The organism is Amycolatopsis sp. NPDC051373, from assembly GCF_040689465.1.
In the GTDB taxonomy this organism is placed as follows: Bacteria; Actinomycetota; Actinomycetes; order Mycobacteriales; family Pseudonocardiaceae; genus Amycolatopsis.
The window spans coordinates 16,124-34,963 of the sequence record NZ_JBFBAE010000049.1 but is presented as its reverse complement, the minus strand read 5'-3'; the positions used below and the strand labels follow the sequence as shown (position 1 = coordinate 34,963).

Sequence of the window (18,840 nt, the reverse complement as noted above, 5' to 3'; positions counted from 1 at the left end):
CCGGCCCGGCGGGGCGCGGCCCCCGCCACGGGGCGCGCCGCGGCCCCGCCCCGGGTTTGGCCCCTCCGGTTCCCGCGCCCCCCCGGCCCCCCCCCAAAACGGGAGGGAAGCCGGCTTGCGGCGATCTCGCCGCCTCGGCGGAGCCGAGGCAGATGACGCAGTTCGTCGGTTCCTCACCTGCGCGCTGGGTGATCGCCGTACTCTGCTCACGTGACCGGTGATCCCCGTGTGTTGATCGACGCGACCGCGGTGCCCGCGGATCGGGGTGGCGTCGGCCGGTACGTGGACTCGCTCGTCGCGGCGTTGGACCAGGACGGTGCGCGGCTGACGGTCGTGTGCCAGCCCCGTGACCTGTCGCTGTACGACCGGCTCGCCCCCGGCGCGCGCGTGGTGCCCGCGTCGCCCGCGACGTCCACCCGCACGGCCCGTCTGACCTGGGAACAGACGACATTGCCGCGGCTCGTGCGACGGCTGGCGGCCGACGTCGTCCACTCGCCGCACTACACGATGCCCCTCGCGAGCGGCGCGGCTTCGGTCGTGACGCTGCACGACGCGACGTTCTTCACCGACCCCGTGCTGCACTCGTCGGTGAAGGCGCGGTTCTTCCGCGCGTGGACCGTGGCCGCGCTGCGCCGTGCGACGCTGTGCGTCGTCCCGAGCCAGGCGACGGCGCTGGAGCTGGGCCGCGTGACTCCCGTTCGGCACGCGGAACTGGAAATCATCCACCACGGCGTGGACACGGAACGTTTTCACCCGCCGTCCCCCGAGGAGATCGCCGCGGCTCGCGCGGCCGTCGGCATCAGGCGGACGCCGTACATCGCGTTCCTCGGGGCGCTCGAGCCGCGCAAAAACGTGCCGGCCTTGATCCGCGGCTACGCCCGCGCGATGTCGGGCGAGCGCGACGCCCCCGCTCTGGTGCTCGCCGGCCAGCCGGGCTGGGACACGCAAGTCGAACGCGCCCTCGACGCCGTGCCTCACCGCCTGCGCGTGATCCGCGCCGGGTACCTGCCCTTCGGGACTCTCGCGGGCTTCCTGGGCGGCGCCGAACTGGTCGCCTACCCGTCCCTGGGCGAGGGCTTCGGCCTGCCCGTGCTCGAAGCCATGGCCTGCGGCGCCGCCGTCCTCACCACCCGCCGCTTGTCGCTACCGGAAGTCGGCGGCGACGCCGTCGCCTACTGCGGCGTCGGCGCGGGCGACGTGGCCGCCGCGATCACCGAGCTCCTCGCCGACCCGTCCCGCCGCGCCTTCCTGTCGGCGGCCGCCCAGCAGCGCGCCAAGGACTTCTCCTGGGCGACGACGGCGGAGCGTCATCGGGAGGCGTACGCGAAGGCTTGGGACCGGCATCGCCGAATGCACTGACCGGCTGCCATGTTCTGCCATGTTCTGCTACCATGATCGCGCGAGGTCCTCGTAGGACTGAGTATGAGAGCCTGTGATGCGTCCGGACGGTCGTCTCACAGGCTTTTCGCCTGTTCAGAGCTTGATGTGCGCATCTATGAGCCCTGCGACGCGTTGCGCCCAGCCGCCGCCGGCGCCGAAGCACCAGGCGACCGCGTCTGAGATCCACAGGATCGGTTCCAGCGTCGAGTCGAGGTGCTCGTACGTCAGCTCGGTTTTCGACGGTCGTGAGCCCAGCGTTTGCCAAAGTGTCCGGTGGTCGTGCGCATCTCGCTCGTTGCGCGTGTCCAGCACCAGCCGGTGTGCGCCGACCGCCAGCAGGTCCTCGGCCATCTGACGCAGGCATTGCTGCCGCACTGCCTCTTCGGTCTTGGGTGAGCACGATCCCGTGTACATGCGAACAGAGACCGACATCTTGGCCATCTGATCGATGAGTTGTCTTCGACGAGCCTCCTTCTCCTTCTTGAAATGCAGCTCCCGCGCGCCACGGAGGAGCAGCTCCGTCAACGCGCGCCGTGTCGGACGCAGATGGGCGGGCTCGACAAGCGTGACGCACAGCAGGAACTGCCGGTTGCGGGCCGATTCATCGACGAAAGCGTGCGCGGACATCCGCACATTCTCGCCCGACGGAAATCACCCTCGGTGACGGGGTCGATGCATGGCCGTAGCCGTGTGTGAGCGGGGGACAATGGGTGCCGTGACTGAGCAGCGCAGCTACGGCGACAATCTGGCCGTCGTGACCGTGACCTACTTTCCCGGCGACATGCTCGAGAAGTTCCTCGACACGCTGGAAAAGGCGACCGACCGGGACGTCCGCGTGGTGGTCGCGGACAACGCGTCCACGGACGGTGGGCCCGAGAAGGCGGCGGAGCGCGGGAACGTCCAGCTGGTCAGCATCGGCGAGAACGTCGGCTACGGCACTGCCGCCAACCGCGGCGTGGCGGCGCTCGACGACAGCTACGGGTGGGTCGTCGTGGTCAACCCCGACCTGGAGTGGGAGCCGGGGTCGCTGGACGCGCTCCTCGAGGTCGCGAAGCGGTGGCCGCGTGGGGGTGCGTTCGGGCCGTTGATCCACGACCTCGACGGGACCGTCTACCCGTCCGCCCGTCTTCTGCCGTCGTTCGGGCGGGGGATCGGGCACGCCGTCTTCGCGAAGGTCTGGCCGGGCAACCCGTGGACGCGCCAGTACCGCCAGGAGAACGCCACACCGCAGGAGCGCACGTCCGAGTGGCTGAGCGGTTCGTGCCAGCTGTTCCGGCGCGAGGCGTTCGACTCGGTCGGCGGCTTCGACACGCGCTACTTCATGTACTTCGAAGACGTCGACCTCGGCGACCGCCTGGCGAAGGCCGGCTGGCTGAACGTCTACGCCCCCTCGTCGAGCGTGATGCACATCGGCGGCGTGTCGACGGCGCGCGTGTCGAAGAAGATGCTGCGCGCGCACCACGCCAGCGCCTACCGCTACCTCGCCGACCGGCACCAGGGCGTGCTGTGGAAGCCCTTGCTAGCGGCGGTGAAGCTCGGGCTGGCCATTCGCGTCAAGCTCGAGGGCGCGTGATCACAGCCCGTCGAGACGCCGTGAGAGGTTCGACCGGCCGCTGCTCTGCTTGATCGTCGGCACCAGCCCGGTCAGCTCTTCCTCGGCGGGCTCCCGCAGGGGACTCGGCACGGGCGCGGCCTGCGGGCGCGCCACCAGCGGCGTGGTCACCTGCGCGGCCGGCACCTCCAGCGGCGTGGTCGTGTTCGGCTTCGCCAGCGGGTGCTCGTCGTTCTCCGCGATCAACGACGCCGGCAGCTGCGTCGTCGTGTCGGGATCCTGCTGGTCGAGCTCCGAGACCACGGATCTCGGGATCTGCTGCGTGTTGGAGGCGTCCATCGGCGATGTCATGTTGTCCGGCGTCACCACGAAGGCGCCGCGGGAACGTGCGCGTGCGAGCAAAGCGTCCGCGCGATCGCGGGGGTCCATCCCCTCGGCCTCCCGACTGACCCGGGGCCTCTGGGGAAAGGCCCACCTGTTTCCTGTCTAGGGTAGGCCCTCGGGGGCGCAACCGTCAGCGTTTCCCGCGGCTTGTCGCTCAGCGGTGCGTGATACAAGAGGAGTTTTCTGTGACGTCCGAGCTCGAGGTCGACGCCGTCGTGCTGGTCGGGGGCAAGGGCACCCGCCTGCGGCCGCTCACCCTGTCCGCGCCGAAGCCGATGTTGCCGACGGCCGGCACCCCCTACTTGAGTCACCTGTTCTCGCGAATTCGTGCGGCCGGGATCCGCCACGTCGTGCTCGGCACGTCCTACCGCGCCGAAGTCTTCGAGGAGTACTTCGGCGACGGGGCGGCCCTCGGCCTCGAGCTCGAGTACGTGGTCGAGGACGAGCCGCTCGACACCGGCGGCGCGATCCGCAACGTGTACGACAGGTTGCGCGCGGACCACGCGATCATTTTCAACGGCGACATCCTCTCCGGCGCCGACCTGCGCCACCAGCTTCAGACCCATGTGGACACCGGCGCCGACGTCACCCTCCACCTCCAGCGCGTGCCCGACCCGAGCCGCTTCGGCTCCGTCCCCACGGACGAGCACGGCCGCGTGCAGGCGTTCCTCGAGAAGACACCCAACCCGCCGACCGATCAGATCAACGCCGGTTGCTACTTCTTCCGCCGCTCAGTGGTCGAGACCATCCCGGCGGGCCGGCGCGTGTCGGTGGAGCGCGAGACGTTCCCCGGACTCCTCGAAGCCGGCGCGCACCTGCACGGCTTTGTCGACTCCTCGTACTGGCTCGACGTCGGCACGCCCGAGGCGTTCGTGCGCGGCAGTGCGGACCTCGTGCGCGGCATCGCGCCGACGTCCGCGTTGGCCGGCCCGACCGGCGAGTCGCTGGTGCTCGACGGTGCTTCGGTGGCTTCGTCGGCTCAGCTGACGGGTGGGACGACGGTCGGCGAGAAGGCCGTGATCGGCGACGGTGCGACCGTCGACGGTTCGGTCGTGTTCGACGAGGCTGTGGTCGAGGCCGGGGCCACTGTGGAGCGTTCGGTGCTGGGCCGCGGGGCGTTCGTCGGGGCGGGCGCCGTGCTGCGTGGCGTGGTCCTGGGCGACGGCGCGTCCGTCGGCGCGGGCTGCGAACTCCTCGACGGTGCCCGCGTCTGGCCCGGCGTCACCCTGCCCGAGGGCGGCATCCGGTTCTCGAGCGACGCATGATCGAGTGGCGACCGCCCTTCCCCCTGGACCTGGCCGCGGTGCTGGGCCCGCTCAGCCGTGGGCGCGGTTCGCTGAACTTCCGCGGTGACCGCGGCGTCTGGTGGCTGGCCGCCAACACGCCGTCCGGCGAGGGCACGCTGGCTCTGCTGCGCCGGCCCGACGGCGTCGTCGAGGCCGACGCGTGGGGCCCCGGCGCGGAGTTCCTGCTCGACGGTGTGCCGGCGTTGCTGGGCGCCGAGGACGACGACACCGGCTTCGTCGCGCACCACCCCGTGGTCGCCCGCGCGCGCCACGACGCCCCCGGCCTGCGCCTCGGCTCGACGCGGCGCGTGTGGGACTCGCTCGTGCTGGCGGTGCTGGAGCAGAAGGTCTCGGGCAAGGAGGCGATCCGGTCGTGGGCCGAGCTGTGCCGCTGGTTCGGCACGCTCGCGCCCGGCCCGGGGCCCGCTTCGCTGCGCGTGCCACCGTCACCGGTCGCGATCCGGTCCATTGTGGACTGGAACTGGCACCGCATCGGCGTGGACCTCAAACGCCGGACGGCGCTGATCAACGCCGCGCGCGTGGCTCCACGGCTGGAGGAAGCGGTGGCGCTACGGGGTTCCGCGGGCCGGGCCCTGCTGCGCAAGGTCTCGGGCATCGGCGTGTGGACCGCCGCCGAAATCGCCCAGCGCGCCTGGGGCGACCCGGACGCGGTCAGCTTCGGCGACTACAACATCCCCTCGATGGTCGGCCACACGCTCCTCGGCCGCCGCATCGACGACGAGGCCATGGCCGAACTCCTCGCGCCCTACGCCCCGCAACGCCAGCGCGCGATCCGGTACCTGGAAGTCGGCGGGGCCCGTGCGCCTCGCTTCGGACCCCGCATCCAACTCCGCGACTACCGCGCGATGTGACCTACCGTGGCGGCTGCTGACCCTGGCCCGGCTGTTGGTTCGGCTGTTGCTGACCTGGCTGGCCGGGCTGACCTGGCTGCTGCGGTGAAGGGTAAGGCTGCCAGTTCTGCGCGACTTGCTGGTTCGGCTGACCTTGCTGCTGCGTGGGATATCCCTGCTGCGGATATTGCCCTGGCTGTTGCTGCCCTGGTTGTTGTCCGGGATATCCCGGCTGCTGCGGGTACTGCCCCGGCTGCATCGGCTGCTGCTGCGGAAACTGCTGCGGCGGAAACTGCTGCTGCGGCGGGTACTGCGGGCCAGGCTGCTGCTTCGGCTTCCGCCCCACGGTGAACTTCAGCACGAGGATGACCACCAGCACGATGATCAGCAGCGCTGGGAGTGCAAAACGCAACACGGCGGCTGAATCTCCTTTTCAGTTCCCGAATCCGGACGGCGGTTGTTGACCTGACTGCTGCGGCGGGTACGGCGGTTGCTTCGGCTCCACACCGTGAGCTCAGGACAAGAAGGATCACGAGCAGAGGCACCAGGAGGATGGGCGTGACGAGATTGTTGATGTTCACGAGTCGCCTGCGATGCCCGCCGGCAGCAACGAGATGATGAGATGCCGAGGCTGAATGGCATTCACGAAAAGTCCCCTCTCCCCGGCCACAGGCCATCGCCATCGTAGGGGGACCGGCCGTCAGGGGCCGGACGAAACCGAAACGGTCAGCGCAGTGCGGCCGTCACGATGGCCAGCGCCTCGTTCGTCGACAGCCCCAGCCGCCGCGTCACCGCTGCGTAATCCGCAGCCGCCGCGAGAGCCCGCGAACGCGACTCATCCCCTGAAGCCCCCACGAAACTCCCGGCCCGGCCGCGCGTTTCGATCAGGCCGGCTTCCTCGAGTTCCCGATAGGCGCGCGCCACCGTGTTCGGGGCGACGCCCAGGTCCGAGGCCAGCGCGCGCACGGTGGGGAGCTTGGCGCCGACGGCGAGGGAGCCGTCGTTGATCTGCGCGGCGATCGACGAGCGCACCTGCTCGAACGGCGGCACCGAAGACGCGCTGTCGTAGCTCACGGTCACGGTCAAAAACCCCCTAACGCCGGCGCTTCCTGCGCAGGCTGACGATCACACCCACCACCACCAGCACGATCGCCACTCCGAACCCCACGGCCACCACCCAGCCGCTCACGAAACCGCCGTCGCCGGTGTGGATGTGCGGGTTGGCAGACACCAGGGGCATGCCCGCCATGCTAACGGGACGAAACGGCCGCGTTCACGAGTTCGGCCAGATCCTCCGACCCCGCGGGCAGGGCGTCGACCGGCCACCAGCGCAGGTCGTCGGACTCGTCACTGCGGACGGGCAACGCCCCCGCCGGCGCGCGGACCGCGTAGCGCACGTCGAAGTGCCGCGTCGGCACGCCGAGGGAGCACGTGATCGGGTGGACGTCGAGGTGCACGGGTGCCGCGCCGATCTCCAGGCCCGTCATGCCCGACTCCTCCGTCGCCTCGCGCAGCGCAGCGGCGCCGACCGACGGGTCCGACGGCTCGCAATGCCCGCCCAGCTGCAGCCAGCGGCCCACGCGCGGGTGCAGCGTCAGCAGCACCTGCGTACCCGTCGAGTCCAGGACCACGGCCGACGCCGTGAGGTGCCCGGCCTCGCACGACCGCTGCACGGTGTCGTCCCGCGTCGCCAGGAAACCCAGAAACGCCTGGCGCAGAGATTCCTGCGAGCCGAGCGAAGGGGCCCAAGCCGCGAGCGTCTCCACAGCGTCCGAGTGCAAGTTCACAGCTCCACCAGACCTTCGCCCGGCTCGCCCAGTGAACGCACGGGCGGCGTCTCCAGTGGGTGCCCGATCGCGACTGCGCCCAGCGGCTCCCAGCGCGAATCCAGGCCCAGCGTCGACCGCACGAGGTCGGCCGCGAAGATCGTCGACCCGATCCAGCACGAGCCGAGGTCCTCCGCGGCCAACGCGACCAGCAGGCCCTGCACCGCGGCACCGGCGGCGACCGTGAACATCGTGTGCTCGCAGTCGTTGCGCCGCTGGTCGCGGTAGGTGTGAGCGCCTTCGGGTACGAGGAACGGGATCACGACCTCGGGCGCGCGATACAGAATGTCCCCGCGCGACAAGCGTTTCTCGATCTGCGACGGCGTGAAGTCATCATTCGAAAGGTCAGCGCGCCACGATTCGCGCATGGCGTCCAGCAGCTTCGCGCGCAACCCGGCGTCGCGCAGCCACACGAACCGCACGGGGTGCGTGTGGTGCGGCGCGGGCGCGGTCAACGCCGCCGCGACCGCCCGCCGAACCACCGACGGATCCACCGGCGCGTCGGAGAACGTGCGCACGGAACGCCGGTGCGGCACGGCTTCGCGCCGCCCTTGCGCCAGAGCTTCGTTGGTACCCAAGCGGAACAGATCCTCGTCGACGGGCCGGATCAGGTTCCGCGCCGTGGAGCCGTCGTCGGTGAGCTGCAGGCCGCGCACGACCGCCACCGGCAGGCCGCCCAGCTTGCCCTTCACCAGGTCCGCGGCGGCCGCGAGCTCGTCGGCCACCGCGATCTCCGTGACAGCCAGCTCGTTGCCCTGCGAATCGACCTGCCCCGCGTACGCGTGCAGCACGCGCAGGCCCGAAGCGCCGATCGCCGCGTCGGTCTGCCCGATGCGCCACGCGCGGCCCATCGTGTCCGTGATGACCACGGCGACCTCGACACCCAGCCGTTCCCGCAGCCCGCCCCGAAGCGCGTGCGCCGAGGCGTCCGGGTCCGCGGGCAGCAGCGCGACTTCGTCGCCCTGCACGTTCGACGCGTCGATCCCCGAAGCCGCCTGAACGATCCCCAGCGGGTTCTCCGTGATCACCGTGCGCGCCACGCGCGCCACGACCCGCACCGTCTCCTGGTCGATCAGCTCGCGCCGCGCCGCGTCGCGGGCCTCGGGGTCGCTCGGCACGCGCACGAGCCGGCCTTCGACCTTCGAGAACACCTTGCTCGTCACCACCACGACGTCGCCTGACCGCAGCCACGGCGCGGCCGCGACGAGGGCGCCGGTGAGGTCGTCTCCCGGACGGAACTCGGGCAGCCCGGTCACGGGCAGGATCTCGACCTTGGCCGAGGCGTGGTCGTTGAACTCGGGCTTGCTGTACTCAGACACCGGACACTCCCGCAACGTCGAAGGCCGCTCGCACCATCGCGGCGGTCGCGTCCACATCGGACATCAGCAGCGGCACCGCGCGCACGGCCACACCCGGCACGGTCACGTCGGGGTCCTCCTCGGCGACGAGCCAGCCGTCCAGCACCCCGCCGTCGGAGCGGGCGCCGTAGTGCCGGCCCACGGCCTCGGCGGAGGTCTCCACGCCGATCGCCGTGAGGCACGCGTCGGCCATGCCGCGCAGCGCCTTGCCACCGATGATCGGCGAGATCCCCACGACCTTCGCGCGAGACTTGCGCAGCGCTTCGCGCACGCCCGGCACCCCGAGCGTCGTGCCGACGCTCACCACCGGGTTCGACGGCGCGAACAGCACCAGGTCGGCTTCGCCCAGTGCCTCGAGCACCCCCGGCCCGGGCTTGGCCTCGTCGGCACCGACCGAGACGATCGAGTGCGCCGGCCGGTCGGCGCGGTAGCGCACCCACCACTCCTGGAAGTGGATCGCCTTCTGCTGCTCCGGCTGGTCCGGGTCGTCGATCACGACGTGGGTCTCCACGCGGTCGTCCGACATCGGCAGCAGGCGCACGCCCGGGCGCCAGCGGTCGCACAGCGCCTCGGTGACGGCCGAGAGCGGGTAGCCCGCGCGCAGCATCCGCGAGCGGATCAGGTGCGTCGCGATGTCCTTGTCGCCCAGCCCGAACCACGTCGGCTCCGCGCCGTACGCGGCGAGCTCCTCCTTGACGACCCACGTCTCGCCCGCGTGGCCCCACCCGCGTTCGGTGTCGATGCCACCGCCGAGGGTGTACATGCAGGTGTCGAGGTCGGGGCAGATGCGCAGGCCGTGCATCCACACGTCGTCGCCGGTGTTCACCAGCGCCGTGACCTCGTGCGGGAACGGGCTCTCCGACTCGCCGATCGCGGGCATCCCGAGCGCGGTCTTCACGCCGAGCAGGAAGCGCGCGCCTCCGACTCCACCGACCAGTACGACGATCTTCACGACTGCGGATCCTCGCACGCGCCGGGTCCCGGGCCCCAGTAGCGGTACCTGTGGTGCTCCGTACAGCCGAGCGCGGAATACAACGTCAACGCGCCTTCGTTAGCTATGGCCACCTGCAACACCCACCTCTCCGCACCGTGCGCGCGGCCCCACTCGGCCAGCGCGGACATCAGCGCCGACGCGAGCCCGCGCCGGCGGAACTCCGGCCGCACGGCCAGGCGCGACACGTGCAGCCACCCGTCCACGATGGCACCGCGCACAGCTCCGGCGGTGACGGCGTCCACGTCAACCACGCCGTAACCCACCTTGCCGGTGCTGAGCACGTGCCGTTCGGCCGCGCCCGGCGACGGGCTGTCGGCCGCCAGTTCCCACCACGCCGGGGTCGGCTCGTCGAGGACCTCGGCGTCCTGCGCGGGCCCGGCCGGCAGCGGTCCGACGAGCACGGACACCTGGTAACCCGCGGCGTGGTCGGTCCACTCGCGCCATCCGGCGGCGGCCACCTCGCGCTCGAGGTCGCTGTCCTGGATCACCTGGACGACCGGGGGGATCCCCCGATCGTGGGCGAAGTCACAGACGGCTTTCAACGCGACAGCCAACTCCGGCCGGGATCGCCCACGGCGAGTGCGCTGTTGGCGCGCCCGGTGAAGCCGTCGGCCCAGCGCAGGCGCCACTCGCCGAGGGGTTCGTCGACCACCGGGGGCCAGGCCCTCGCACACACGATTTCGAGCATTTCCGAGTCGTTCACGGTTAGATTGTGGCGGAGGCGGCAACGCGGCCGCGGCCTCATTTCCGCAGGGAGAACCGATGAGCTACGCGCGCAGGGACGACCGGCACAACGACGACCTGGTCGACGAGATCGCCGACGGGTTCGAACGCACCCTCAAGGAGAAGCGCGAGGGCGACACCAAGCCCACCGGCCCGGGCTTCACCATCACCGGCGACTCACGCAACGCCCCGAAGCCCCGCCGCCGGGACCGCTGAGCGGGACATTCGGCCCCATACCAGGGGTATGGCTAAGGGTTGCCTAAGCACTACCGGTGCCTCGGGAAGCGCGTAATGTGCGGAGGGACTGGCTAAGCAGAGAAAAGCAGGAGTACGCAGTGACCTACGTGATCGCCGAGCCCTGCGTCGACGTGCTCGACAAGGCGTGTATCGACGAGTGCCCCGTGGACTGCATCTACGAGGGCGAGCGGATGCTGTACATCCACCCCGACGAGTGCGTCGACTGCGGCGCCTGCGAACCGGTCTGCCCGGTCGAGGCGATCTACTACGAGGACGACGTCCCCGACAACTGGTCCGACTACACCAAGGCCAACGTCGACTTCTTCGACACGCTGGGCTCGCCCGGCGGTGCCTCCAAGGTCGGCAAGACCAGCCACGACCCCGCCTTCATCAAGGCGCTGCCCCCGCAGGGCGAATGACGACCCGCCCCCTGCCCGACTTCCCCTGGGATTCGCTCGCCGAGGTCAAGGCCCGCGCGCAGGCGCATCCCGGTGGCATCGTCGACCTCTCCGTCGGCACGCCCGTGGACCCGGTTCCGGCCGGGATCCGCGACGCGCTGGCGTCGGTCTCGGAGATCCCGGGCTACCCGGCCACCCACGGCACGCCCGCGCTGCGGACCACCGCGGTCGAGTCGCTCGGCCGCCGCTACGGCGTCGAGGGTCTCGAGCCCGACGCGGTGCTGCCGACGATCGGGTCGAAGGAAGCCGTGGCCTGGCTGCCGCGGCTGCTCGGCCTCGGCCAGGGCGACACCGTCGTGATCCCCGAGCTGGCGTACCCGACCTACGAGGTGGGTGCGCTGCTCGCCGGTGCCGACGTCATCCGCGCGGACGGGCTCACGCAGCTCGGTCCGCAGCGTCCGGCCATGATCTGGCTCAACTCGCCGTCGAATCCGACCGGCAAGGTGCTCGGGGTCGAGCACCTGCGCAAGGTCGTGGAGTGGGCGCGTGAGCGCGACGTGATCGTGGCGTCGGACGAGTGCTACCTCTCGCTCGGCTGGGACGCCGAGCCCGTGTCGGTGCTGCACCCGTCCGTCCACGGTGGACGGCTCGACGGGCTGCTGGCCGTGCACTCGCTGTCGAAGTCGGCGAACCTCGCGAGCTACCGCGCGGGCTTCATCGCCGGCGATCCCCGGCTGGTCAAGCAGCTGCTGGAGATCCGCAAGCACGCCGGGATGATCGTGCCGCGTCCGGTGCAGGAGGCCATGGTGGCCGGCCTGACCGATGACGAGGCCGTGGCCGCGCAGCGCGAGCGCTACCTTCGCCGCCGGCTCGTGTTGCGGAAAGCGTTGCAGGACAACGGTTTCGAGATTTCCCACTCCGAAGCCGGGCTCTATCTCTGGTCCACTCGCGGGGAACCGGCGCTGGACACCGTCGCGTGGCTGGCCGAGCGCGGCATCCTCGTGGCGCCGGGCACGTTCTACGGCCCGGCCGGCGGCAACCACGTGCGCGTGGCCCTGACCGCCACCGACGAGCGCATCGACGCCGCCGCGGAGCGGTTGAACTCCTGATTGCCGAGCAGGCGCACTTCCATGCGCCCGCTCAGAAATCGCGTCCCGTGAAGCCCCGGTAGACGAATCTCGTGAGCGCCTCGACGGCCTCGTCGTCGCTCGGCGCCGCCCAGCCCGTGGGTGGTGGGGCGCTCAGCCACATCTGCGCGAAGTTGTCGATCAGCTGGTACATCATCACGATGCTCAGCTGCGTCGACGCGGGCAGCTCGTAACCGGCGGCCGTGACGCGCTCGAGGTGGCCCGTGATGTCGGCCGCCTGCGTGACGCCGAAGCTCGAGAGCGTGCGCGCGAACCCGTCGTGGACCATCGACGCTTGACGCAGCGCCTGCATCGTGGCCGCGTTGGCCTTGTAGAAATCCCAGTACTGGCGCACGTGCCAGCGGACGGCCTCGGGGTCGCTGAAGTCCGACAGGTGGCCCGCCGACGCCGCCTCCTCGTCGCCCGCCGCCGCCAGGTCGCCCAGGAGCGCTTCGAGCAGTTCCTCTTTGCCGGCGAAGTGGTTGTAGAACGAGCCCGCCGCGCGGCCGGCTTCCGCCGTGATGTCGGTGATCTTCGTGTTCAGGTAGCCCTTGCGCGCGAACACGCGCTTGGCGGCCTCCTTGAGCGCGGTCTCCGTCTCGGCGGCCTTCTCCTTGCGGCTCGTCGCCGTCATCTCGGCACCTCCCTTGACAGGAACGCTAGCAGCGCGCATTCTGAATCCAGATTCACTGAATTCTAATTCACTGGAGGGGACATGGACACCACGGTGCTGATCGCGGGAGCGGGTCCGACCGGCCTGACGCTGGCCATCGAACTCGCCCGGCGCGATGTCGCGGTCCGGCTCATCGACAAGGCGTCGGCGTTCTTCAACGGCTCCCGCGGCGACGGCCTGCAGCCCCGCACGCTGGAGGTTTTCGAGGACCTGGGTGTGCTCGACGCGGTGCTGGCCGCGGGCTCGCCGCAGTACCCGACGAAGGTCTACCTGGACGGCGAGTTCGTGCAGGAGCGCTGGATCAGCGACACCGTCGAGCCGACGCCCGCGGTGCCGTACCCCAACATCTGGTTCCTGGGGCAGTCGCAGACGGAAGGCATCCTGCGGGAGCGGCTGTCGGCGTTCGGAGTGCAGGTGGAGCTCGGGGTGGGGCTGGTGGGCTTCACGCAGTCTTCTTCGGGTGTGACGGCTTCGCTGTCGACGGGGGAGACGGTGGAGGCTGCCTACTTGGTCGGCGCCGATGGCGGCAAGAGCTTCGTGCGCAAGGCGCTGGGGATTCCGTTCGAGGGCACGACCGACGAGTCGATCCGGATGTTGCTGGGGGACGTCCAGGCTTCGGGGCTTTCGCCCGACTCGTCGTACTGGTTCGCGCCGGCTTCGTCGCCGATGAGCGGGGTGGCGTTCACGCCGCTCGCCGGTACGCCGCACTTCCAGTTCGGAGCGCCGCTGGGGGATGGGGATCTGGCGGTGGAGACTTCGCTGCCGGCGTTGCAGGCGCGGCTGGACTCCGTGTCGGGCGGGGGGATCCGGCTGTTCGGCCTGGCTTGGTCGACCGTGTGGCGGCCGAACATCCGCCTGGCTGCTTCCTTTCGCGTCGGGCGGGTGTTCCTGGCTGGGGACGCCGCGCACGTGCACCCGCCGACGGGCGGGCAGGGGCTGAACACCGGCGTCCAGGACGCGTACAACCTGGGGTGGAAGCTGGCCTCCGGGTCTGCCGACTTGCTGGACAGCTACGAGCCCGAGCGGCGCGCGGTCGCGGCGCGGGTGCTGGGGGTTTCGACGGCTTTGCTGGAGAAGTACACCGACGGGGACGAGGACGCGCATCGGCGGGGGTCGGAGACGCAGCAGTTGGATGTCGGGTACCGGGGTGGGCCGTTGGCCGGCGCTGGTGCCGGCTCGCTTCGGGCGGGAGACCGGGCTCCGGATGCGCCGCTGGTGGATGCGAACGGAAAGTCGGTGCGGCTGTTCGAGCTGTTCCGGGGGCCGCACGCCACGGAGCTGGTTTTCGGTTCGGGTGTGGTGGATTCAGGCGCCCCGGGATACCGGATCCTGCCTGCCGGGTCGGTGGCTTCGGGCCCGGACCTGGTGGACGTCGGCGGGCACGCGTACGCGGCTTACGAGGCCGCAGCGGGCCGCCGGGTCCTGATCCGGCCGGACGGTTACGTCTGGTCGATCACGGCTGAATGACCTGGCTGTGTCCGGTCAGAGAGCCGCGTGTGCCGCTTTGTCGATCCGGGTCCACACCGCCGGCCAAGCCGCCCGGGCCTCGGTGCGCTTCAGTAGCTCGTGCTCGGCAATCCGGCCCGCGATGAAGCCGATCTCGCTGTCGGCGCCGGGCAGGACGGAGCGCACCTTCTCCGCCGCGATCACCGCGTCCTGGTGGTCGCCGAGGACGGTTTGGAGTTTGCGGGCCGCCTTGACCAGGTCGGTGAGGGCGGCGGCCTGCTTGTTTTTCGCCGACGATTGGGCCAACTCGGCGGTGTAGCGCAGCTTCTTGCCGTAGATGCGCAGCGCGTGCAGGTCGTCGTCCGGCGGGTCGGGCGGCAGGGCGCGCACGGCCTTGAAAAGGCGGCGGTAGGGCTTGCGGACATCGGTGGCGAGGTTGTTCGACCCGAGCGGCGTGGGGTCGAGCTCGTGGTCCGGCGTGCGCGTGAGCTGGGCGATGCTCTGCAGCAGCACGGCGTAGCGGGCGCTCGACAGGGCGCGCGTCAGGCGTCGGCGGGCGGCGCCGCGTTCGGTGACGAACTTCGAGACCAGGCGGCGGCCCGCGGGTTGGTCGCGGACCTCGAAGGTGGCGATCACCTCGCGCAGGTGGCCGATCAGCACGTCGTAGTCGCGGACCTCGCCGAGGGACTGGCCGAGCCAGCCCAGCTCGACGCGCACGGGCTCGGCGGATTCGCCGATGAGCGCTCCGGAGGTCTTCAGCACACTGCGCATCCGCCGGAGGGCGACGCGCATCTGGTGCAGGTCTTCGGGATCCGCGCCACTGCGGGTGCCGGGCTCGCGGGCGAGCAGCTCGCGCAGCTCGTGGTCCAGCTTGGCCCGGATGTGGGTGGCCGCCGGATCCCGGGGGCCGGCTTTCGCCGGTTCGTCGGGCAGGCCGAGCTCGGCCGGGGTCGTCGGCTCAGGTGCGCGGCGGCGGGTCGAGGAGGGCAACGGGTCGGTGGTCACGACATGAATGGTAGGTGAACCCGCAGGCAGAATGGTCGTGACGTGTGACGAAAAAGGGCGTGCCCCTGGTGGAGCGCGCCCTTTTTCGCAGAGGATCAGGGTAAACGGATCAGCCGGAAGACGATCAGTTCGCGTGCAGCGCTTCGTTCAGCTCGATCCCGACGCCGGTGCGCGAGACGACTTCCACCGCACCCGTCGCCGAGTTCCGCCGGAACAGGGCTCCCGAAATACCCGAGATCTCCCGCGCCTTCACGGTCTTGCCGTCGACGACGACCTTCGTGCCGGCCGTGATGTAGAGCCCGGCCTCGATCACGGAGTCGTCGCCGAGGGAGATCCCGACGCCGCCGTTGGCGCCGATCAGGCAGCGCTCGCCGATCCCGATGACCTCCTTGCCACCGCCCGAGAGCGTGCCCATGATCGACGCGCCGCCGCCGACGTCGCTGCCGTCGCCCACGACCACGCCCGCCGAGATGCGGCCCTCGACCATCGACGCGCCGAGCGTGCCGGCGTTGAAGTTCACGAAGCCCTCGTGCATCACGGTCGTGCCGGAGGCGAGGTGCGCGCCCAAGCGCACGCGGTCGGCGTCGGCGATGCGCACGCCCGTGGGCAGCACGTAGTCGACCATCCGCGGGAACTTGTCCACGCCGTACACGGTCACCGTGCCGCGGATGCGCAGCCGCAGCCGGGTCTGCTCGAAACCCTCGACGGGGCACGGGCCATGGCTCGTCCACACGACGTTGGCCAGCTTGCCGAAGATGCCGTCGAGGTTCTGCCCGTGGGGCTGCACGAGCCGGTGCGACAGCAGGTGCAGCCGCAGGTAGGTGTCGTACGCGTCGGCCGGGGCCGTGGCCAGGCTGCCGATCGTCACGCGCACCGCGACGACCTCGACACCGCGGTCGGTGTCGGGTCCGAGCAGCGCCGCCGCGGCGTCGCCGAGCAGCTCGCTGGTCTCGGCGGCCGACAGCCGCTCGGTGCCACTGGAGCCGGTGCCGGTCAGCTTCGGGTGCGGGTACCAGGTGTCCAGCACCGTCCCGTCGGACGCGACGGTGGCCAGCCCGACGCCGACGGCGCCGGTCGTTTCGGGGTCAGGGGTCTGCTCGCTCACGCCGGTCACGGTAGTCGAGTGACGCGCCTCAACCCGTGGTGGCCTGCTGGTTCACGAGTTTCTTCACCGACGTGAGCGCGCCCGAGATGGTGATCAGCGCCTGCGTGCAGGCGCCGCCCGCGGTGGGCACGGTGGTGCAGCCCGCCCCGCGGAACGCGCTCACGCCCTGGTCGAGCGCGGCCGCCGCGTGGTCGAGCGCGACGTCGACGGTCTTGCCGGCCGCCGCGCGCGCGTGCACCGACGCGGCCGTGCCGCCGACCTCCGTGACGAACTTCTCGCAGCCCTTCGGCAGCTGCGTCTGCGGGCTCGTGTAGCAGGCGTCGGCGGACAGCGCGTCGAGCTTGATCGGCAGGGCGTCCGGGCCTGGCGAGCCGGGGTTCGGGCCGGGCGTGGGGCCCGCCTCGGAGCCGCAGCCGGTCAGGACCAGGGTCAGCAGGACGCCGCCGAGAGCGACCAGGGAGCTTCGCGTGCGCACGTCCCTCACGGTAGCCCTCGCACCGGGTCGGTACGGTGCCGGTATGACCTCGCTGGACCTGCGCGCCGACCCCGCCGACCTCACCGCCGCCCTCGTCGACGCGTTCAGCGTCTCCGGCGAGGAGGGCCGGCTCGCCGACGCCGTGCAGGCCGCGCTCACCCAGCAGGCGCCGCACCTCGAGGTGGTCCGCAACGGCGACGCGGTGCTCGCGCGCACGAACCTCGGCCGCGGCTCGCGCGTGATCCTCGCCGGGCACCTCGACACCGTGCCGGAGAACGCCAACCTCCCGTCACACCGCACCGGTTCCGGCGACGACGAGCTGCTCCACGGCCTCGGCTCCGTCGACATGAAGGGCGGCGACGCGGTGTTCCTGCACCTCGCCGCCACGCTGCCCGAACCGAAGCACGACATCACCTTCGTCTTCTACGACAACGAAGAGGTCGAAGCGGTCAAGAACGGCCTCGGCCGCATCGAACGTGAGCTGCCCGAGTGGCTGGCCGGCGACCTGGCCGTGGTCGGCGAGCCCTCCAACGGCACGATCGAGGCCGGCTGCCAGGGCACGCTGCGCGTCGAGATCCGCACGCGCGGGACCCGCGCGCACACCGCCCGCGCGTGGATGGGCGAGAACGCGATCCACGCGCTGGCCGAGCCCTTGCGCCGGCTCGCCGAATACGCGCCGCGCGTGGTCGACATCGACGGCCTCACCTACCGCGAAGGCCTGCAGGCCACGAAGATCTCCGGCGGCGTGGCCGGCAACGTCGTGCCCGACGCCGCCGTGCTCACGGTCAACTTCCGCTTCGCCCCGGACCGCAACCCCGCGCAGGCCGAAGCCCACGTGCGCGAGGTCTTCGACGGCTACGACGTCACGCTCACGGACCTCTCGCCGGGCGCGCTGCCCGGTCTTTCGGCCCCGGCGGCTGCCGAGCTCGTGGCCGCCGCCGGTGGCCGCGCCGCCGCCAAGCTCGGCTGGACCGACGTCGCGCGCTTCGCGGCGCTGGGCATGCCGGCCGTCAACTTCGGCCCCGGCAACCCGAGCCTCGCGCACACACAGCAGGAACACGTGCACGTGGCGGAGATCCGCCAGGTGGCCGACGTCCTGCGCAAGTTCCTGAGCTGACGGCCGGCCGCCGCGCCAGGATGGCTAAGCGCGAACGGCCTGGATGTCGAGCTTGATCTCGATCGTCGAGCCGACCATGACCAGGCCTTTGGCCAGCGTCTGCTGCCAGTTGATCGTGAAGTCCTCGCGGTGCAGCTCGGTCGTCGCGACGGCGCCGAGCCGGTCGCCGTTCCACGTCCGCAGGCCCAGGTAGCCGGCGTCCAGCCGCACGCCGCGGCTGGCTCCGTGCAGGTTGAGCGTGCCGTCGATGCTCCAGCGGTCGCCGGGCGCGCGGCGGAACCGGTGCCCGTGGAAACGGATCTGCGGGAAGCGGCGCACGTCGAGGAAGTCCGGGGACCGCAGGTGGTCGTCGCGCTTGTCGGCCGAGGTGTCGATGCTCGCGGCGTCGATCACGACCTCGACGGTGGAGTCCTCGATCTGCTTGCCGACGACGATGCTGCCCTGGAAGCTGCGGAACCGGCCGTGGACCTCACACAGCCCGATGTGCCGCGCGATGAACCGGATGGCCGTGTGGTCGGGGTCGAGCACCCATTCGCCCGGGTCCGGGAGCTGACGGTTGTCGTCCGGCACGAGCCGCAGGTCCGCGAGCGAGGTGTGGTCGCCGCTCACGACCTCGACGGTGCTGTTTTGCGCCTGGTAGCCGCTCGCGCTCACGGACACCGCGTATGTCCCGGCCGACAAGGTGCTCACTGCCAGGCCGAACTCGTCCGCGACGGCCTTCGTCTGACGCTGGGTGCGCTTGTGCAGCATCACCATCTGCGTGCCCGGGAGCGGGCGGCCGTTCTCGTCACCGACCCGCACGCTGAGGAGCCCGGCATCGGCGTTGAACGTCACGGGCCCGCCACGCTGTCCGTTGCTTCGCTTGCGCCCGAACACGTTGTCTCCTCTGCTCGACATTGTCGG

At 70.9% G+C, this 18,840-nt stretch carries 22 protein-coding genes and 1 pseudogene; 9 read left to right on the top strand and 14 right to left on the bottom strand.

Features of this window, described 5'->3' with window-relative positions:
• Positions 1–228: 228 nt before the first annotated feature.
• Positions 229–1,359 carry a glycosyltransferase family 1 protein gene (locus tag AB0383_RS48410; protein ID WP_364186800.1) on the top strand — a complete coding sequence of 377 codons (1,131 nt, stop codon included), beginning with the start codon at positions 229–231 and terminating at the stop codon, positions 1,357–1,359.
• 114 nt (positions 1,360–1,473) lie between these two features.
• Here the strand turns inward: AB0383_RS48410 and AB0383_RS48405 are convergent, their stop codons facing one another.
• Positions 1,474–2,007: a hypothetical protein gene (locus AB0383_RS48405; protein WP_366191318.1), complete on the bottom strand. Its 534-nt coding sequence runs from the start codon at positions 2,005–2,007 to the stop codon at positions 1,474–1,476.
• Positions 2,008–2,095: 88 nt separating this feature from the next.
• Here AB0383_RS48405 and AB0383_RS48400 point away from each other — a divergent pair, with 88 nt between their 5' ends.
• Complete coding sequence (locus AB0383_RS48400) at positions 2,096–2,953, top strand: glycosyltransferase family 2 protein (RefSeq protein WP_366191316.1); 858 nt, start codon at positions 2,096–2,098, stop codon at positions 2,951–2,953.
• Here AB0383_RS48400 and AB0383_RS48395 read toward each other — a convergent pair whose 3' ends face one another.
• The gene (locus tag AB0383_RS48395; protein ID WP_364186654.1) at positions 2,954–3,361 is read right to left on the bottom strand and encodes a hypothetical protein; all 408 of its coding nucleotides are present in this window, start codon (positions 3,359–3,361) and stop codon (positions 2,954–2,956) included.
• Positions 3,362–3,501: 140 nt separating this feature from the next.
• Between AB0383_RS48395 and AB0383_RS48390 the strand changes: the two genes are divergently transcribed.
• Complete coding sequence (locus tag AB0383_RS48390; RefSeq protein ID WP_366191314.1) at positions 3,502–4,581, top strand: NDP-sugar synthase; 1,080 nt, start codon at positions 3,502–3,504, stop codon at positions 4,579–4,581.
• Positions 4,581–5,474 carry a DNA-3-methyladenine glycosylase 2 family protein gene (locus AB0383_RS48385; RefSeq protein WP_364186797.1) on the top strand — a complete coding sequence of 298 codons (894 nt, stop codon included), beginning with the start codon at positions 4,581–4,583 and terminating at the stop codon, positions 5,472–5,474. Before AB0383_RS48390 ends, AB0383_RS48385 begins: the two co-directional genes overlap by 1 nt.
• A gap of 1 nt (position 5,475) precedes the next feature.
• Here the strand turns inward: AB0383_RS48385 and AB0383_RS48380 are convergent, their stop codons facing one another.
• The 7 genes and pseudogenes from AB0383_RS48380 to AB0383_RS48350 form a co-directional block, all read right to left on the bottom strand.
• The gene (locus AB0383_RS48380; RefSeq protein WP_364186651.1) at positions 5,476–5,868 is read right to left on the bottom strand and encodes a hypothetical protein; all 393 of its coding nucleotides are present in this window, start codon (positions 5,866–5,868) and stop codon (positions 5,476–5,478) included.
• A 311-nt stretch (positions 5,869–6,179) separates the two neighbouring features.
• Entirely contained in the window at positions 6,180–6,533 is a 354-nt protein-coding gene (locus AB0383_RS48375) for a GntR family transcriptional regulator (protein ID WP_364186648.1), read from the bottom strand.
• Between the two features lie 13 nt (positions 6,534–6,546).
• Positions 6,547–6,693, bottom strand: coding sequence for a hypothetical protein (locus AB0383_RS48370; RefSeq protein ID WP_364186645.1), 147 nt, complete (start codon positions 6,691–6,693; stop codon positions 6,547–6,549).
• 10 nt (positions 6,694–6,703) lie between these two features.
• Complete coding sequence (locus AB0383_RS48365) at positions 6,704–7,240, bottom strand: NUDIX hydrolase (RefSeq protein ID WP_364186642.1); 537 nt, start codon at positions 7,238–7,240, stop codon at positions 6,704–6,706.
• The gene (locus AB0383_RS48360) at positions 7,237–8,598 is read right to left on the bottom strand and encodes a coenzyme F420-0:L-glutamate ligase (RefSeq protein WP_366191310.1); all 1,362 of its coding nucleotides are present in this window, start codon (positions 8,596–8,598) and stop codon (positions 7,237–7,239) included. The genes AB0383_RS48365 and AB0383_RS48360 overlap by 4 nt, the downstream gene beginning before the upstream one ends.
• Positions 8,591–9,589, bottom strand: a complete 999-nt coding sequence (cofD, locus tag AB0383_RS48355; RefSeq protein ID WP_366191308.1) for a 2-phospho-L-lactate transferase — start codon at positions 9,587–9,589, stop codon at positions 8,591–8,593. The genes AB0383_RS48360 and cofD overlap by 8 nt, the downstream gene beginning before the upstream one ends.
• A pseudogene (locus AB0383_RS48350) lies at positions 9,586–10,319 on the bottom strand (GNAT family N-acetyltransferase). The gene cofD and the pseudogene AB0383_RS48350 overlap by 4 nt, the downstream one beginning before the upstream one ends.
• Positions 10,320–10,393: 74 nt before the next feature.
• Here AB0383_RS48350 and AB0383_RS48345 point away from each other — a divergent pair.
• The 3 genes from AB0383_RS48345 (at position 10,394) to dapC (ending at position 12,098) form a co-directional block, all read left to right on the top strand.
• On the top strand, positions 10,394–10,570 hold the full coding sequence (locus AB0383_RS48345; protein WP_364186630.1) for a hypothetical protein: 177 nt from the start codon (positions 10,394–10,396) through the stop codon (positions 10,568–10,570).
• Between the two features lie 119 nt (positions 10,571–10,689).
• Entirely contained in the window at positions 10,690–11,010 is a 321-nt protein-coding gene (gene fdxA / locus AB0383_RS48340; protein ID WP_220246384.1) for a ferredoxin, read from the top strand.
• Positions 11,007–12,098 carry a succinyldiaminopimelate transaminase gene (dapC, locus tag AB0383_RS48335; RefSeq protein WP_366191305.1) on the top strand — a complete coding sequence of 364 codons (1,092 nt, stop codon included), beginning with the start codon at positions 11,007–11,009 and terminating at the stop codon, positions 12,096–12,098. Before fdxA ends, dapC begins: the two co-directional genes overlap by 4 nt.
• A 31-nt stretch (positions 12,099–12,129) precedes the next feature.
• On the opposite strand, the gene AB0383_RS48330 is transcribed toward dapC, so the two are convergent.
• Positions 12,130–12,750 (bottom strand): TetR/AcrR family transcriptional regulator, encoded by a 621-nt coding sequence (locus AB0383_RS48330; protein ID WP_364186625.1) that lies wholly within the window; start codon positions 12,748–12,750, stop codon positions 12,130–12,132.
• 81 nt (positions 12,751–12,831) lie between these two features.
• Here AB0383_RS48330 and AB0383_RS48325 point away from each other — a divergent pair, with 81 nt between their 5' ends.
• Positions 12,832–14,256, top strand: coding sequence for an FAD-dependent monooxygenase (locus tag AB0383_RS48325; protein ID WP_366191302.1), 1,425 nt, complete (start codon positions 12,832–12,834; stop codon positions 14,254–14,256).
• A 15-nt stretch (positions 14,257–14,271) separates the two neighbouring features.
• On the opposite strand, the gene AB0383_RS48320 is transcribed toward AB0383_RS48325, so the two are convergent.
• From AB0383_RS48320 to AB0383_RS48310, 3 genes are all read right to left on the bottom strand, one after another.
• Positions 14,272–15,240 (bottom strand): CHAD domain-containing protein, encoded by a 969-nt coding sequence (locus AB0383_RS48320; protein WP_366191300.1) that lies wholly within the window; start codon positions 15,238–15,240, stop codon positions 14,272–14,274.
• 124 nt (positions 15,241–15,364) lie between these two features.
• Positions 15,365–16,345, bottom strand: coding sequence for a 2,3,4,5-tetrahydropyridine-2,6-dicarboxylate N-succinyltransferase (gene dapD, locus AB0383_RS48315; protein ID WP_366191298.1), 981 nt, complete (start codon positions 16,343–16,345; stop codon positions 15,365–15,367).
• Positions 16,346–16,373: 28 nt separating this feature from the next.
• Positions 16,374–16,820, bottom strand: coding sequence for a hypothetical protein (locus tag AB0383_RS48310; protein ID WP_364186617.1), 447 nt, complete (start codon positions 16,818–16,820; stop codon positions 16,374–16,376).
• A 43-nt stretch (positions 16,821–16,863) separates the two neighbouring features.
• On the opposite strand from AB0383_RS48310, the gene dapE reads away from it, so the two are divergent.
• Positions 16,864–17,937 carry a succinyl-diaminopimelate desuccinylase gene (dapE, locus tag AB0383_RS48305; protein ID WP_366191296.1) on the top strand — a complete coding sequence of 358 codons (1,074 nt, stop codon included), beginning with the start codon at positions 16,864–16,866 and terminating at the stop codon, positions 17,935–17,937.
• Positions 17,938–17,961: 24 nt separating this feature from the next.
• Here the strand turns inward: dapE and AB0383_RS48300 are convergent, their stop codons facing one another.
• A complete protein-coding gene (locus AB0383_RS48300) occupies positions 17,962–18,834 on the bottom strand; it encodes a YceI family protein (protein WP_364186611.1) in 873 nt (290 codons plus the stop codon).
• Between the last annotated feature and the right edge of the window lie 6 nt (positions 18,835–18,840).